Annotated in this window: 9 protein-coding genes; 4 read left to right on the top strand and 5 right to left on the bottom strand. The window is 62.4% G+C overall.

The window, feature by feature from the left end; genetic code table 11:
* Positions 1-34: 34 nt before the first annotated feature.
* Both SE16_RS08895 and rpsO read right to left on the bottom strand, forming a co-directional pair.
* Positions 35-2,296 carry a polyribonucleotide nucleotidyltransferase gene (locus tag SE16_RS08895; protein WP_082374270.1) on the bottom strand — a complete coding sequence of 754 codons (2,262 nt, stop codon included), beginning with the start codon at positions 2,294-2,296 and terminating at the stop codon, positions 35-37.
* Between the two features lie 209 nt (positions 2,297-2,505).
* Positions 2,506-2,775: a 30S ribosomal protein S15 gene (gene rpsO, locus SE16_RS08890; protein ID WP_054493167.1), complete on the bottom strand. Its 270-nt coding sequence runs from the start codon at positions 2,773-2,775 to the stop codon at positions 2,506-2,508.
* Positions 2,776-2,985: 210 nt separating this feature from the next.
* Here rpsO and SE16_RS08885 point away from each other — a divergent pair, with 210 nt between their 5' ends.
* Positions 2,986-4,158: a restriction endonuclease gene (locus SE16_RS08885; RefSeq protein WP_160316992.1), complete on the top strand. Its 1,173-nt coding sequence runs from the start codon at positions 2,986-2,988 to the stop codon at positions 4,156-4,158.
* Positions 4,159-4,185: 27 nt separating this feature from the next.
* Here SE16_RS08885 and SE16_RS08880 read toward each other — a convergent pair whose 3' ends face one another.
* The 3 genes from SE16_RS08880 to cas6 all read right to left on the bottom strand — a co-directional run bounded on the left by SE16_RS08880 (position 4,186) and on the right by cas6 (position 9,151).
* On the bottom strand, positions 4,186-5,280 hold the full coding sequence (locus tag SE16_RS08880; protein WP_054493165.1) for a response regulator transcription factor: 1,095 nt from the start codon (positions 5,278-5,280) through the stop codon (positions 4,186-4,188).
* Positions 5,277-8,024, bottom strand: coding sequence for a GAF domain-containing protein (locus tag SE16_RS08875; RefSeq protein WP_054493164.1), 2,748 nt, complete (start codon positions 8,022-8,024; stop codon positions 5,277-5,279). The genes SE16_RS08880 and SE16_RS08875 overlap by 4 nt, the downstream gene beginning before the upstream one ends.
* A 110-nt stretch (positions 8,025-8,134) precedes the next feature.
* Positions 8,135-9,151: a CRISPR system precrRNA processing endoribonuclease RAMP protein Cas6 gene (gene cas6, locus SE16_RS08870; protein ID WP_054493163.1), complete on the bottom strand. Its 1,017-nt coding sequence runs from the start codon at positions 9,149-9,151 to the stop codon at positions 8,135-8,137.
* A gap of 269 nt (positions 9,152-9,420) precedes the next feature.
* Between cas6 and SE16_RS08865 the strand changes: the two genes are divergently transcribed.
* From SE16_RS08865 to SE16_RS08855, 3 genes are read left to right on the top strand one after another with little or no spacing between them, the layout of a single operon-like run.
* Positions 9,421-10,365 (top strand): DMT family transporter, encoded by a 945-nt coding sequence (locus SE16_RS08865; protein WP_200907298.1) that lies wholly within the window; start codon positions 9,421-9,423, stop codon positions 10,363-10,365.
* A gap of 22 nt (positions 10,366-10,387) precedes the next feature.
* Positions 10,388-13,123, top strand: coding sequence for a hypothetical protein (locus SE16_RS08860; protein WP_060687491.1), 2,736 nt, complete (start codon positions 10,388-10,390; stop codon positions 13,121-13,123).
* Positions 13,124-13,162: 39 nt separating this feature from the next.
* Positions 13,163-15,775: a CBS domain-containing protein gene (locus SE16_RS08855; protein ID WP_060687489.1), complete on the top strand. Its 2,613-nt coding sequence runs from the start codon at positions 13,163-13,165 to the stop codon at positions 15,773-15,775.
* Positions 15,776-15,781: the final 6 nt, after the last annotated feature.

Raw genomic sequence — 15,781 nt, 5'->3', positions numbered from 1 at the left:
TGAGTTCGCCCGTCGTTGGGTCTGTGTCGGGTGGTTAGCGGCGTCCGCCACGACCACCACCGCCGCCACGGCGGCCGCCGTCGCGGCCACGACCACCACCACCGCCACGGCGGCCGTCGCCGCTTGAGCGGCGCGAGCCACGGTCGGCGGCTTGGGCTTCTTCGAGCGTCCATCCTTCCAGCACGGCCTGACGCGACAGGCGGATTTTGCCTTCGGGGTCAATGTTGATGACCATCACCATGATTTCATCACCAACCTTGACCACGTCTTCCACCTTGTCCACGCGGCGGTCGGCCAGTTGCGAAATGTGCACCAGCCCTTCCTGACCGGGGCGCAGTTGCACGAACGCCCCGAAATCGGTGACGCGCACCACTTTGCCTGTGTAGATTTTACCGACTTCGACATCTTCGGTGTAGTAGCGCACCAATTCTTCGGCGCGTTTGGCGGCTTCGCCGTCGGTCGCCGCCAGATAGACCGTGCCGTCTTCGGCGATATCCACTTTGACGCCCGTTTCTTCCTGAATGCTGCGCACATGCTTCCCGCCGGGACCAATCAGCGCGCCAATCTTGTCCACAGGAATGCTCATGGTGAAGATGCGCGGTGCATACGGCGAGAGTTCGGCGCGCGGCTCAGGAATGGTTTCGAGCATGACATCCAGAATGGCGAGGCGCGCGTCGCGTGCTTGCGCCAGCGCCTGGCGCAGCAATTCGATATCCAGCCCCTTGATTTTGATATCCATTTGCAGGGCGTTGATACCGTCGCGCGTGCCAGCGACTTTGAAGTCCATGTCGCCCAGGTGGTCTTCCATGCCTTGAATATCGGTCAGCACCACGAAGCGGTTTGTTTCGGGGTCGCTGATCAGCCCCATGGCGATGCCCGCAACAGGCTTCTTGATGGGCACGCCGGCGTCCATCAGGGCAAGCGTGCTCGCGCAGACGCTCGCCATGGAGGTAGACCCGTTCGAGGAAAGCACTTCGCTCACCACGCGAATGGTGTACGGGAACTCTTTTTCGTCGGGAATCATGGGACGCAGGGCGTTTTCGGCCAGGTTGCCATGCCCGATTTCACGGCGGCGGGGCCCACGCAAGGGGCGGGCTTCGCCGGTGCTGAAGGGCGGGAAGTTGTAGTGGTGCATGTAGCGCTTGCTTTCCATCACGCCCAGGTCGTCGAGCATTTGCTCTTCGCCCATCGTCCCCAGCGTGGCAATGCTGAGCACCTGTGTTTCACCGCGCTGGAAGAGCCCCGAACCATGCGAGCGTGGGCTGAGACCGACCGCGGCAAAGAGTGGACGAATTTCATGCGGCTTGCGCCCGTCGGGGCGGATGCCTTCTTCCAGGATGCGGCGGCGCACGGTTTCTTTCACCACGTCATCGTACACGGTGGTAATGTCTTCGAGGGGGAATTCGTATTCGCCCGTGACCTCATCGTAGAACGAGGCGGCCAGTTCCGCGCCCAACGCCGCCAGGGCGTCGTTGCGCTCTTCTTTGCTCATCGCCGAGGCGATAATTTCTTCCACACGACCGCCCAGCCATTCGCGCACACGTTGCGCCACTTCGTCGCCCGGTTTGTACACTTCGTAGGGCATTTCAGGCTTGCCGATTTCGGCTTTCATGCGGTTTTGCAGGGCAATCACCGGCTGGAAGGCGCGGTGCGCCAGTTCGAGCGCGCGGAGCATTGTTTCTTCGTCCACTTCGTTCGAGGCGCATTCCACCATGTTGATGGCGTCGGCGGTGCCCGAAACGCGCAAATCCAGGCGGCTGTTTTCGTACTGCGAAACGGTGGGGTTGATCAGGAAGTTACCCTCGTCATCCAGTGAGATGCGCACGTGCCCGATGGGGCCCTCAAAGGGAATCCCGCTGATGCTCAGCGCGGCGCTCGCCCCAATCACGCCCAGCGTGTCAAGCGGGTGCTCCTGGTCATAACTGAGCGGCGTGACGATGATTTGCACATCGTTGCGGAAGCCTTTGGGGAAGAGCGGGCGCAGCGAGCGGTCAATCAGGCGGCTGTAAAGAATCGCCGACTCACTGGGGCGCCCTTCGCGGCGGAAGAAACTGCCCGGAATACGCCCGATGGCGTAGAGGCGTTCTTCAAAATCCACCGTCAGCGGGAAAAAGGTGATACCGGGGCGCGGCTCTTTCGCCGCAACCGCTGTCACCAGCACCATCGAATCGCCCATGCGCACCGTCACGGCGCCGTCGGCTTGCGGTGCGAGCAAGCCGGTTTGGATGATGATTTCCTTATCGCCGAGCGTCGTGGTGTACGTTTTGGGTTCTTGCGTCATTTTTTGAACGTCCATAGATCCTCCTCCAGAACCTTCATTGTTGTTTCTTCCTCGCCTGGCCCTGGAGGTAGGTACTGGAAAGAACCGCGAAGAGCCTTCGAGGCTCTCTCCAATCCCTACCCCCGCCAAGGCCAGGGCGAGTGTTGGCAAACGAAAAAGCGAGCAGATGGGATTGCCATCTACTCGCTTTTCAGGCCATCACATCATGCTCCAACCAACACACCTTACTTGCGCAGGCCCAGCCGCTCGATGATTTCCTTGTAGCGCTGGTAATCCTTCTGCTGGAGGTAGCGCAACAAGCGGCGGCGCTGGCCTACCAGTTTGAGAAGCCCACGGCGTGAGTGGTGGTCGTGTTTGTGTACTTTGAGGTGTTCGGTCAGGTAGTTGATACGAGCCGTCAACAAGGCAATTTGCACTTCGGGCGAACCCGTATCACCTTCAAAACGCTGAAATTCCTTGATGATTGCTTCTTTCTGTGCTTTATCGAGCGCCATGAAAAGCCTCCTCATCCTAACACCCGTCGGCCCGCTCGCAAGGCCGGGGGCTCGTTGTTTTCACCTTACAGCCTGCGTAGTATAGCATGAGCGGAAAATCGCGCAAAGTTTTCGGAGGCAGAGGGGGTGTTTTGCGGGTTGACGCGCACAATTTCTCGCCATACAATGAATGAAGGAATGAAAGAAGAAACGACCCATTTGGAAGCAACGATGGCTACCCCAAATTCGACCACCCCAATGACGTATCTTGATGCGGCATATGTTGTGTTGCGTGATGCAGGACAGCCGCTTCATTACCGCGAAATTACACAGCGTGCGCTCGAACGAGGGCTCATTGCGCCTGCCGGGCTTACCCCTGATGCCACCATGGGGTCACGCCTCTACACCGACACCAAGCAGAGCGGTTCTCGTTTTGTGCGTGCTGGGCGTGGGGTGTTCGGATTGGCTGAGTGGGAGCCTACGGGATTGGAAGCCGCCATTGCCCAGCAGGAAAAAAAGGTGCGCCAGGAACTTCGTGCGCGCCTGTTGCAAATGCCGCCCGAACGGTTTGAGGCGTTGGTGGCGGAACTGCTTTTGCAGATGGGATTTGAGGAGAACTCCATCCAGGTGACACAGCGAAGCAATGATGGCGGCATTGATGTCGTCGGTATTTTTCGCGCCGCTGGTATTACGCATTTGCATACTGCTGTGCAGGTGAAACGCTGGAAACAGCCTGTAGGGGCGCGCCTTGTTCGGGAATTACGTGGCTCATTGGAAGCCCACCAACATGGCATGATTCTCACGACGAGTTTTTTCACGCCGGCCGCGCGTAGCGAGGCTGTTGCCGCTGGAAAGAAAGCCATTACGCTCATTGACGGCGAGACACTTCTGGACTTGCTCATCAAGTATCGTGTCGGGATTGTGGACCGCCAGGTGTTCATTCTGGATTTGGATGAAGAATGGTGGCATGAGTGGAATAGTGCTGACACGGGTCGCGCTGAGAACGCCCCAGCAGAGCGCGAAAGTAGCAAAGCGCCAGAGGCGCCCCGTTCTGGGCGCGTTCGCTCAAAAACGCAACGCGCCCGCAATACGCGGATAACCGGTATGCGGCTTTTGGGGCGTGAGTATCGGCTTCGCACGTGGCGTGAAGCGCTTCTCACGGTTTGTCAGGTGCTTGCGGAACAGCACAGTGATTTTGCCCAACGTGCTGTGACGTTGAAAGGTCGCAAGCGGCAATACGTTGCCCCGACGCCCTCAGGGATGATTGGTCCTAAACGCATTCCCAATACGTCCCTGTGGGTGGAGACGAACCTGAGTGCCCAAAGCACGCAAAAAATGATTGCCAACTTGCTCGAACTTTTCGGGTATTCGGCGCAAGACGTGGCTTTTTTCAGCGAAACCTGACGGGCGTGTTCCCGCTTCTCACCCCCGCTATTCGTCTTGCGTTTCCACGTCCAGCCCGTGCTGCAACGCCACCGCCACCGCCGCCGCCCGTGAATTGACGCCCAGCTTGTCGAAAATCGCCAGCACGTGCTTTTTCACCGTGTTTGTCGTGACGATCAACTCCGCGGCAATTTCCTTGTTTGTTTTGCCCTGCGCCAGCAAGCGCAACACTTCCAACTGCCGCTCCGTCAGCGTATCCAGCGGGTTGGGGCCTTGTGTGGAACGCGCCGTCGCCGTTCCCTGCGATTGCCCTTGTTGCAAAGCGGTGCGCGCCAGCCGCAAGAACGATTCACGTTGCAGCCCTTCCTTGTCGAAGAAGCCGAACACGCCAAACTCCTCAAAAGCGCGATCAATCTCCTCCGGGGTCGCTAACCCGCTTACCACAATGGCCGGAACGTTCTTCTCGCGCGCCACCCGCAACAGGTGGAAGCCGTCGCGGTTTTCCCAGGGCGACACACTGCTGACGAGCTTCAAGTCGGTCACCACCAGGTCAAACGGTTCACGCTGCAACCACCCCCGCGCTTCCGCATAGCTGACGCTGATGAGCACGTCGCACCCCAAATCCTCGAACAACTCCCGGAAAATGCTCTGCCACGCCGGATTGTCTTCCACCACCAGCACACGCCCGCCTACCGCCGGCGTCGTGTCGTTCGCGCTAGCCTCGTTTGCTTGGCGTTCGCCAATGATGGTGGGGGTGGGGCGTGTGTGCACCACGCGCCGAATGGTTTCCAGAAAGCGCCGCCGGTCGAACGTTTCCTTGCGAATGAAATCGCGGGCGCCGTAGGTTGTCAGGGCTTGCACCGCCACATCTACCGTGCCGTAGCCCGTGATGAGCACCGCCGCGGCGTCGGGCCATTGTTCGCGGAAACGCGCCAGCACGCGCATTCCATCGCGGTTTTCGTGGTCTTCGCTTTCCAGCGACAAGTCGAGCAACGCCAGGTCATAAGGTCCCCGCTGAATTGCCGCCATGGCGCTTTCATACGATTCGGCGGTGGTGATACGCGCGCCGAGGTCTTCCAGCATTTCGCTGAGAAGTTCACGCCAGGCGGGGTCATCTTCAACAATGAGTGCGTGCCAAGTCATGCTTCTGCCTCCGCAAGTTCTTCTTCCCAGACTGGCAACCGAATGATGAACGTGGTGCCATGTCCTTCTTCGCTGAACACGTCAATATGCCCGTTGAGCCGCTGGAGCAGGGTGCGCACCCACCACAGCCCAAACCCCAATTTGCGCTCGCCGCCGCTCGACACGTTGAGTTCAAAAATGTGCGGTAGCAGCGCATCCGGAATCCCCGGACCGTTATCGCTGACGTGAATGACCACCTCGTCATTCGTGCGGTGGGCGCGGATGGTTATTTGCCCGGCGCCTTGCATGGCTTCGATGGCGTTTTCAATCAGGTTGATAAACACCAGCGCCAGTTGTGGGCGTCCCGCCCGCACGGGGGGCAAGGTTTCAATGTTTTCGGTGAACAACTGCACCTCAGGCGGTACACGCACCTCGCGCAACGCATCCAGCAGCGCGTCGCCGACGCGCACAGGCGCCATCTCGATGGGGCGCAGATGGCGCAGTGTGTCGCGCACGGTGCGCATGGCGTCGCGGGCGCTGGCGGCAATGGCGGCAAGGTTTTTCGCCAGGTACTCGTTCGCCTCGATTTCGGCGGCGCATTTGGCTTCGATACTCTGCACGCGCACGGGAATGGTGCCCACCTGATTGTTCAGGCGGTGCAGGAGATTGGCGGCAATGTCGCCCACTGCGGCGAAGGTTTCCGCCACCGCCTGGCGTTCGCGCGTTTCGCGCAAGGTTTCCAGGATTTCGGCGTCGCGAATGGCGATGGCGGCGTGGTTCGCCAGCACAGTGAGCAGGCGCTTTTCCCAGTCGCCAAAGGTGCGCTTGTCGGTCGTGTAAATGCTGAACGCCCCGATGGGGTCGCCGTTGCGCGCCAGCAGCGGCACGATGAGCGCCGAGCGCCAGCCGTGGCGGCGCGCCAATTCGGTGTTGCGGAAGGCAGCATGGTTCTGCACATCTTCAACGGTGATGGGCGCACGTTGGAGCACGGCTTTCCCCGTCAGGCTGGATTCGAGCGGGATGGTTTCGCCACGGCGTTGCCCGGTGCTGGCGGCTTGCAGCACCAGCACGCGCCCGTCGTCGCGTTGCTCCAGCCGCCAGATAGCGCCATAGGGCGCGTTGATGAGTTCGCACGCGCGGCGGATAGCCAGTTCAAACAGGCTGGTTTTGGTGTGCGTCAGCGTCGCTTCGGTCAGTTCCGCCATCGTGTCAATCAGTTTGAATTCCTGAATGGCGATGACGGCTTGCGTCGCCAGCGCCGAGAGCAGGCGTTCATCTTCTTCATCGAAGGCGTAGGGTTGGGTGCTTTCCAGGTTGAGTACGCCTTCCAGCCCACCCCCCGCGTTGAAGAGCGGAATAGCGAGTTCGGAGCGAATGGGAATGTCGGCGGCGAGGGGGCGATAGAGCCCCTTCCATTCGGGCGAGAACACATCATCCACGCGCACCGGTCGGCGTTGCTTCACGGCTTGCCCGATGACGCTGGCTTCATCGAGCCTGAGCGACGTGCGCACCACATGGTCGGCGAGCAAGCCCGCCGTGGCGGCAAGGTGCAGGCGCTCGTCATTGCGGTTGTAGAGGCGGAATGAGCCGTATTCGGCGCGTGTGGTATCCACGGCAATGCGCAGGATTTCGGCGAGGGCTTCATCGAGATGGGGGCGCTGGCTGATGAGCGCGTCCGCGCGGCGCAGTTGTTCCAGTTCGTACACTTTGCGCGCCAGTTCGCGGCTGACGTCGCCGATTTGTTCGGTGTGGTAGAGCGCGAGCGCCGCCTGGTTGACGAAGTTGTCCAACAGCATGAGTTCGTGGCGGGTGAAGCGCCGTTCGTCGCGCAGGGTGACGTAGAGCACGCCCAGCACACGGTCGGCGGCTATCAGCGGGTAAGCGACCACCGCCGCCGCGCCTTGCTGTTGTTGCGCCGGATTGATGACGAAGTCGGGTTGCTCGTAGGAGAGGACGCGCCGCCGCAGAAGGATGGCGCGTTCCCCCAACCCCCCTTTGCGCGGGTAGTCGTCCAGCGCGCCGTCGAAGTCGCGCCAGCCCGCCGCCACGCGCGAATGGCGGTCGAATTCGCCGCGCGTGTCATCGTAGCGGTAGATGACCGCTGCCGCTTCCCCCGCGCTGGACGCGCCCGCCGCGACCACTTGCACCGCTTTTTCGACAATGGCGCGCAGGGTGTCGGCGTACTCGGTGCGTGGTCCCATCTTGTTGAGGCGTTCGCCCACATCGCGCAGGTCGGCAAGCCCCTGGTAGAGTTTGGCGGTCTCGAAGGCGCTCGCCACATGGCGCGCCAGCGTCGTCAGCAGGCGTTCATCCTCTTCGCGGAAGGCGTTTTCCTCGGTGCTGTCCACCGCAATGACGCCAATCACACGCTCACGGGCGCGAATGGGCACGCAGAGCAATGAGCGCAGTTCCGCCCAACGGGGGTCGTGCGAGCGGCGAAAACGGGGGTCGTGGCGTACATCGGGGCAGTTGATGGGTTCACCCGTCAACCAGACGCGCCCGGCAATGCCTTCGCCGCGCTGGTAGCCGCGTGGTCGCCCTTGTCCCGTCCAGGGTTCCCCGTACCAGACACGCGGCAAGAGCAAATCGCGGTTGCGGTCAACCAGAAAGAGCGTGCCGCGGCGCGCCCCCATGAGTTGGACGGCGTCGCGGATAATGCGTTCCCACGCCTCTTCAAATTCAAACGTCTCTTCAAATTCAACCAGCGTTTCGAGGATGGATTGGAGCCGTTCCAGGCGTTCAACCGCGCGTTTGTCTTCTGTCATTGTCCCGCCCTACAAAAAAAGCCCACTCGCGGGGAGTGAGCATCTTCGCCGATGTTTGCGGAGATTGTACCGTGTTCAGCATCAGCGAGCAAACGTTTGGATTGTTCTCCTCACAGGTGGGCGGGACTCACGCGCAGCGCGCCGTTGCCTTTCACCACATCTTTGCCCACCTGGATGATGGGCATCCATGCCAGCAGCGGCGCAAACGGCGACCAATCGTCGGCGACGAATGTGGCTTGCCCGACAAAGCCGCTCAGCGGGGTAATGCGTTGCGTGCGTTGTGAACCGCTCCACAGTTCCACCCACGTCGTTTCGGAGTCGGCGACGCGCACGCGCTCCGCCAGGTCGAACAAGGCGAGCAAGTCGCCCCAACGTGGGCGTTTGCCGCCGTACTGCTCCATGAGGGCTTCCAGTCGGTCGAGCGCCCGCTGGAAAAGGGGACGAAAACGGGGCGTTTTGCAGAGCGCGCGCCGCTCGATGAGGCGCATCGGCGTATCGAAGAAGACGGTGAAGGCGCGCTGGCTTTCCCAGGCGGCTGCCAGCGCCAGCACGTCTTGCGTCGAGACCAAACAAGCCGACACATCGCCTACAAGCCGCCCTGCTTCTACCAGCGGTTGCCGGGTTTGGGTGAGTGGGTGTACCGCTTCAATGGAACGCAAGACAAATTGTCCGCGGCGTCCGCCCAGTTCGTCCAGCCGCCGCCCCAGCCCATTTTCCCCCATGCAGGGCAGGGTTGCCACCAGATACGGCAGCAGGTGGGTTGCTTCGCCGAACAGCGTCAGGCGGAATTGAAAGGGGGCGCCGGGGGCAAAGCGCCGCCATTCGGCGGTCGAATTGTGCAGACGTTGCCCCGTGGGACGCCCTTGCTCACCGGGAACCGCCAGCGCATACGGGCGTGCGGGGGTACGTCCCCAGCGCCATTGGGGGTCTTCGCGGGCGATGAGCCAGCAGACTGGGCAGGTGAGGTTGGGGGAATGGGTACAGACATGTTGGCGGAGCGCCGTGAGCAGGCTGCCGCGTACTGCCGAGCCGGGCCATGAGGACAAGACCGCGGGCGTAGCGGCTTCCAGCACAATATCGAGTACGAGCACACGCAACTCAGGCCATTCCGAGGGGAACAAGTACATGCATATCCTCCGTGGATCGAATGGTTGGGTTGGCAACTGAGATGATGTGGCTGTTTTGACAGTGTGTTGCACCATCAAAATTGATACACGCAAACCGCGCAGTTTGCAACTTGCCTACATCCGCCGTTTGCCTGGCGCGTTTGGCGCGCCGCTTGCCTTGCCCATAATGCCTTTACAGCCCATCTGCATGCGCATTTTTTCATCATAGTGGTTCTCTGAAATCATAGCGGTATCACACTACCGCGCCATACTTGAACATGGTGGCATGTATGCACGAGCAAACGACACCTACATCGGACACCGTTGGCTTGCCGACGCGCGCCTTGCTTGTCTGGATGCTGGCGGCGCTGGTTTCACACACCAGTTGGGGCGCGTATCCGGTGCTGGCGCGCTACCTGCAAACCGTCAGCGGCTTGCCCAGCATGTCGCTGCTGGTCGTCAGCATGACGTGCTCGCTTGTGCTGATGCTGGCATGGCGCGCCGTGCGTCGCCGACCGCTGCCGCGCCCGTCGCGCTTTTTGGCGGTGATTGCGCTGGTTGTGGCGGCGCGTTCCATCACGAACTTGTTGGCGGCGCGCTACACGCTCGCCATCTACGTGCAACTTATCACGCTGATGACGCCCTTTGTCGTGGCGATGCTCAACCGCCTGGCGTTTGATGAACCGACGCCCCCCGCCACGGGGCGCGCCATGGTGTTAGCCACGCTGGGCGCTTTGCTGATGCTCAGCGGCTCTATCGAGCAACAAGGCGTCATCAAGCCGTTGACGCCGTCCGACTGGCTGGGGCTTGGGTTGGCGGCGTTCAGCACCGTGGCGCTGGCGCTCTACATGCTGATTGTGCGCCGCAGTGTTGCGTACAACCTGAGCGGCGAGCAGGTCTTTCTGGCGCAAATCGTCACGGTGTTGGCGATTTCCACACCCGCCAGCCTGCTCCTGCGCGAAGAGTGGGGGCGCTGGTTGCAGTTGACACCCACCGATTGGCTGGTTTTTGGCGCGTTTGCCGGGCTGGTCATCTTTGGGGCGAACGTCTTGCAAATCGCCGCCCTGCGCCGTATCGGCGCGACCACGGTCAGCAGTATGCTCCCGTGGCGCATGGTGGTGGTGCTGGTGTTGGCGGCATTGTTGCTTGGCGAACGCCTCACGTCCATCTGGCAACTGATTGGGGCTGTTCTCGTCACGAGTACGCTCATGTGGTATCTTTGGAAGCAGAGATGAACGCAGGAGAAAGGAGCGCACCATGACGCTCTCGGCAACCCGAACCTACCTCACCGACGCCGGCGCGCGTCTCGTCGCACGCGCCATCCCGCTGGTGATGGCGGATGCGACGCAGTTTCGGCTGACGCGGCTGAGCCATGGCGAGATGCCGGCGTGGGACGTGTTCGTGGGCGAAACACACGAACCGATTGCCATGCTGGCGGTGCACACTGCCCAGCGCGGTCAATGCGCGATTGTGCTCACCCCCTACGAGCAGAGCCGCCATGTTGACCTTGCCGAATTTGAAGCCGAACTGTTGACCCGCTTGGAAGAGTACGGTGTGCAGGTGCAAACCGCGCCGCTTTCCGAAGAAGCCGATGCGCCGCCCGACGAGGACGACACACCAACCGAAGCCGCCCCCGCCGAGGAACCCGCCGCCGCCGCGGTCGCCTTTTTCGCCGCCCCGCCCCACCGCCGCTACGAAGCCCTTGCCGTGCGCCTGCAACCCCTGCTCGACGCGCACCAACTGCACTTGCGCATGGGGGGCGACACGTTGCCCGACAATACCGCCCTGCTCATCGCCGACGTCGGCACTGAGCGCGGCGTGCACATGGTGCGCCAAGCGCCGCCCACCCTGCCCGTCATCCTCATCGCCGCCGAGGAAGCCCATGTGCCCGCCGACATCACGGGCGACATCATTCGCTACGGCGACGACCTGACGCCTTTCCTGGATACGCTCGAACAGCGCGTGCAACACCTCTTGCGTGGTGCACCCGCCGAACCTGCGCCCCAACCCGCGCCTGAGGAACCCGCCGACGCCGAACCGCCCGCACCGCCGCCGTCGGTGCTGGTGCCCGAAAGCCACGCCGCGCCGCCGCCCGCGGAGATTCCCGCCGAAGCGCGCCGCCGTATCTATCGCCAAAAAGCGCTCGATGAAAGCGCCTCGCTCTCGTCGCGACTGCACGCCGCCCGCGTGCTCGTCAAAATCGGCGACCTCGAAGGCGCCGCCGAAGCCTACGGTCGCCTGGCAACCTACCACACCCGCGCGCCCGCCGTCGCTCAAACCGCTCTCAACGCGCTGACCGCGCTGGGACCCGCCGCCCTGCCTGTGCTGTGGCGGCTGGACACCGCCGAACGCGACCCGCGCCGCCAAATTGTGCTTGCCGCGCACATCGCCGCCGCCGGCGATCCCGAAACGGCGCGCGTGCGGCTGGAAGAACTCACCCGCCACGAAGACGCCGCCATCGCCCGCGCGGCAATTGACACGATGATGAGTTTCAACCTCGTCTCGTATCAGAACTTGCGCGCCCTCGTCCACACCAGCGAAGACCCCTTCGTGCGGCTCGCGGTCATGCGCTGGCTGGCTGACCAGGCTGTCAGCCCCGACCCGCTCAAAGCCGAGCGGGCGGTGATTGAATTGCGCACCATTGACATGCAAGCCGCCCAACTGGCGTTGTTGCGCGCGTTGCGCCACTCACCGCACGAAAAAGTGCGTTTCCTGGCGGCGCAAACCCTGCTCACAAGCCAAACCGAAGAACAGCACCACGCCGCGCGCACCTTCCTGCTGGAACTGGCGCGTGGACAAAGCAAACTCGCCCCTGCCGCCGCGCAAATGGTCTTGCCTGTCCTGACCCCGCAAGAAACCGAGCGCCTCATGCGCGAAGCCGTGCAACCCGCCGTGCGCCGTTTGGCGGCGGAACAACTGAGCGCGCCCAACATGCCCGACGTTGTGCGTCAACACGCCGCCCGCACCTTGCTTGACGTTGGCGCGACCGAAGAAGCCTTGCACGTGCTCGGCGACCTGCTCCGCCGTGCCAACGACCGCCGCTGGCGGCTTTGGGCGCTGAGCACCCTGCACGACGTGGGCAAACCCGCTTTGCCGCTCCTGCGTGAAGCGCTCGAAAAAGAGACCGCGCATGACATGGTGGTACGCCTGACCGAAACCGTGCTCACCCTCTCGGACGATCCCAACGAACAACGCCGCCTCGCGGCGCAACTCATCACCTTGGGCGAAGCCGAGCAAGCCGCCAACGTCCTTGTGGCGATTGCCACCGACGCCACCATGTCCCCCGAACAGAACGAAGCCGCTGTCGCCACTCTCATCGCCGCCTACCGCGCCCACGAAGAAGCGCGCGCCGTCATCACCGAAGCGCTGGAACGTGTCGCGCGACACGGCGCAACCCCCAATGTGCGCCACATGGCGCACCACTTCCTCATGGTGGAACGCCCGGCGGCGCTCCCGTTGCCGCTGCTCATTCGCGGGCTGATTGCCACCGACGCGCCGCCCAGCGAATACAGCGCCGCCTTGCAAACCCTGCACGACAGCGCTCCCATCGCCGCGCAAGCGCTTCTCGAAACCCTGCTTGCGCCCGACACCCCCACGCTGCACCGTTGGCGGCTGTTCAACCTGCTGGCGACGCTCCCCGCCGAGCACGCCTACGCCGCTCTGGAACAACTCATCGCGCGGGCGCCCAACGCCGCCTTTGCGCTTGCCGCCGCCGAACGCCTGTTGTCGTTGAGCGCCAAAGCCTCGGCGCTGGCTGTGTTGGCAACACTGGCGCAAAACGCCCCGCACCCCAACGTGCGGACACGGGCGCTCTATCGGCTGGCAACCTTCCAGCCGCGCCCCGACGCGCTCATCGAAACCGTGCGCCTGCAAACACCCTATCCCGACACCCAAAAACTCGCCTACACCATTCTGTACGGCGCACCGCCCGACACCCTGCTCGACCGACTTTGGGCGTTCACCCAGCGCCTTTTGGTGCGCCTGGACGAATAACCGCCATCGCCCAAACCAATCGAAGGCAACGAATACACCATGGAACTCAACGCCATTCTGACACACGAACATACCGACTTCGACGCCGTTGCCTCGCAACTCGGCGCGCACAAACTCTACCCGTCCTATGTGCCCATCTTGCCGCGCCGCGTCAACAAAAACGTGCAGGACTTTCTCGCCCTGCACCGCGACGTCTTGCCCTTCAAGCGGATTGACGAATTGCCGCCCAACACGCGCTTTGTCAACGTGATTTTGGTGGAAACGCAGACGCTCCCCAGCATCAAAGGCTTGCGCCCCGACACCGTCCGCTTGGTGCGGGTGATTGACCACCACGAAAAACGGGAAGACTTGCCCCCCGACTGGCACTTTGAAGGGCAATTGACCGGCGCTTGTACCACTCTCCTTGTGCAAAAAATTGCCGAACGCCGCATCGCGCTGACGCCTGTTGAAGCCACTTTGCTTTTGCTCGGCATCTACGAAGACACCGGCTCGCTCACGTATGCCGGCACCACCTCGCTTGATTTGCGCGCCGCCGCCTGGTTGCTGGAACAAGGCGCAAACCTCGACGTGGTGCGCACGTTTCTCGACCACCCACTCACCGAAAGCCAGCGGCGGCTCTATCGCCAGTTGCTGCAAAACATTGAGACGGTTGACATAAACGGCTACACGATCGTCATTGCCGCCACCGAATTCGACGAATACGTGGACGAAGTCTCGACCCTCTCGCACTTCATTCGCGAACTGCACGACCCCGCCGCGCTCTTCGTGGTGGTGAAAATGGGCGACCATGTGCAAATTGTGGCGCGCAGCACCACCGACGATATTCACGTGGGGCGCATCATGGAGCAGTTTGGCGGGGGGGGGCACGCCCGCGCCGCCGCCGCCTTTGTGGACAACCAGGCGCTGGACCAGGTGGTCCAACGCTTGCGCGCGCTTTTGCCCCGCTTTGTCGAACCGGCGCACCGCGTGCGCGACATCATGAGCCGCGGACGCATTCGCACCATTCACCCCGACACCACCATCCGCGAAGCGCATGAGCAAATGGTGCGTTGGGGGCATGAAGGCTTCCCGGTGGTGGATGAAAACGGACAGGTTGTCGGCGTGCTCACCCGCCGCGACGTGGACCGCGCCTTGCACCACCACATGGGCAAGCAACCTGTTTCCGCCGTCATGCACAAGGGCGCTATTTTTGTCACGCCGGATGAGAGCGTGGAGCGTGTCCAGCGCGTGATGACGGAGTACAACGTAGGGCAAGTGCCTGTGCTCGAAAACGGGCGCATCGTGGGCATCGTCACGCGCACAGACCTGCTCAAACTCTGGCAATCTCCTCAGGAACAACCCTACTCGCGCGAGGAGATTGCGCGCCGCCTGGAAGCCGCCATCCCCCCGGCAATTTTGCGCCTGGTGCGCGCCATTGCCCGCGAAGCCAACGACATGGGCTACTCGCTCTACTTTGTGGGCGGTTTCGTGCGCGATTTGTTGCTTGAACAACCGCTCAAAGACCTGGACCTGGTGGTTGAAGGCGACGCCGTGCGGCTTGCGCATCGTCTGGCGGAAAAATACGGCGGGCGTGTGGTGGCGCACAAGCGCTTTGGCACCGCCAAGTGGATTTTGCGCGAAGGCGAGCGCCCCCCCTCGCCCCTCATCAGCGACCCCACTTTGCCCCCGCATCTCGACCTGGTGACGGCGCGCACGGAGTTCTACGAAGAACCAACCGCCTTGCCGACGGTGGAGCAGAGCAACATCAAACTGGATTTGCACCGCCGCGATTTTACCATCAACACGCTTGCCATCGCGCTGGATGAATCGCGCTACGGGCAATTGCTTGATTTCTACGGCGGCGTGCGCGACCTGCGCGAAAAGCGCATCCGCGTCCTGCACAACCTGAGCCTGGTGGAAGACCCCACGCGCATTTTGCGCGCTGTGCGCTTTGAACAGCGCCTTGGGTTTGAAATTGAGCCGCGCACGCTGGAACTCATCCGCGATTCGGTGGAATTGCTGGCGCGTGTGAGCGGCGACCGCCTGCGCCATGAATTGGCGCTCATCTTTCAGGAAGACCGCGCCGAGCACATGTTGGCGCGCCTGCATGCGTTGGGGGCATTACGCGCCATTGACCCCGCCCTCACGTTCGACGATGACGCGGCTGAGCGAATGCGCCGACTGCGTGAAGCGGGCTTGACGGCGTTTTGGGCGTTGCTTGCGGCGTGGTTGTGGCCGCTGGCGTGGGAAGAGGTGGAGCGGATTGCCCAGCGGTTGAGCGTTGCCGGGCGCGATATTCGCAAGTTGCGCGCCTTGTGGGGTTTGAAAAGCCAGGCGGCGCGGCTTGCGGCGGCGGAACGCCCCAGCGAGGTGGTGCGTCTCATCGAGGCGCAGACCACCGACGAGCGTGTGCTGCGGGTGGCGTGGCATTTGCTGGATGAACCGCGCGCCCGCGACCACCTGCAACGCTATCTGGACGAGTGGCGGCATATGCGTCCCAGCATCAGCGGTCGCCGCCTGCGCGAATTGGGCTTGCCGCCCGGTCCGCACTACGCCGAGATTCTGGCGCAGGTGCGCAACGCCCTTTTGGACGGCGAAGTGCAGAGCGCGGAAGAACAAGCGGCGTTGCTGGAACGGCTGGCGCGGGAATGGCTGGCGACGCACCGCGCGTGAGCGCGT

Source organism: Ardenticatena maritima (assembly GCF_001306175.1).
GTDB classification, from domain to species: Bacteria; Chloroflexota; Anaerolineae; order Ardenticatenales; family Ardenticatenaceae; genus Ardenticatena; species Ardenticatena maritima.
This window is presented reverse-complemented; position numbering and strand designations above follow the sequence as displayed.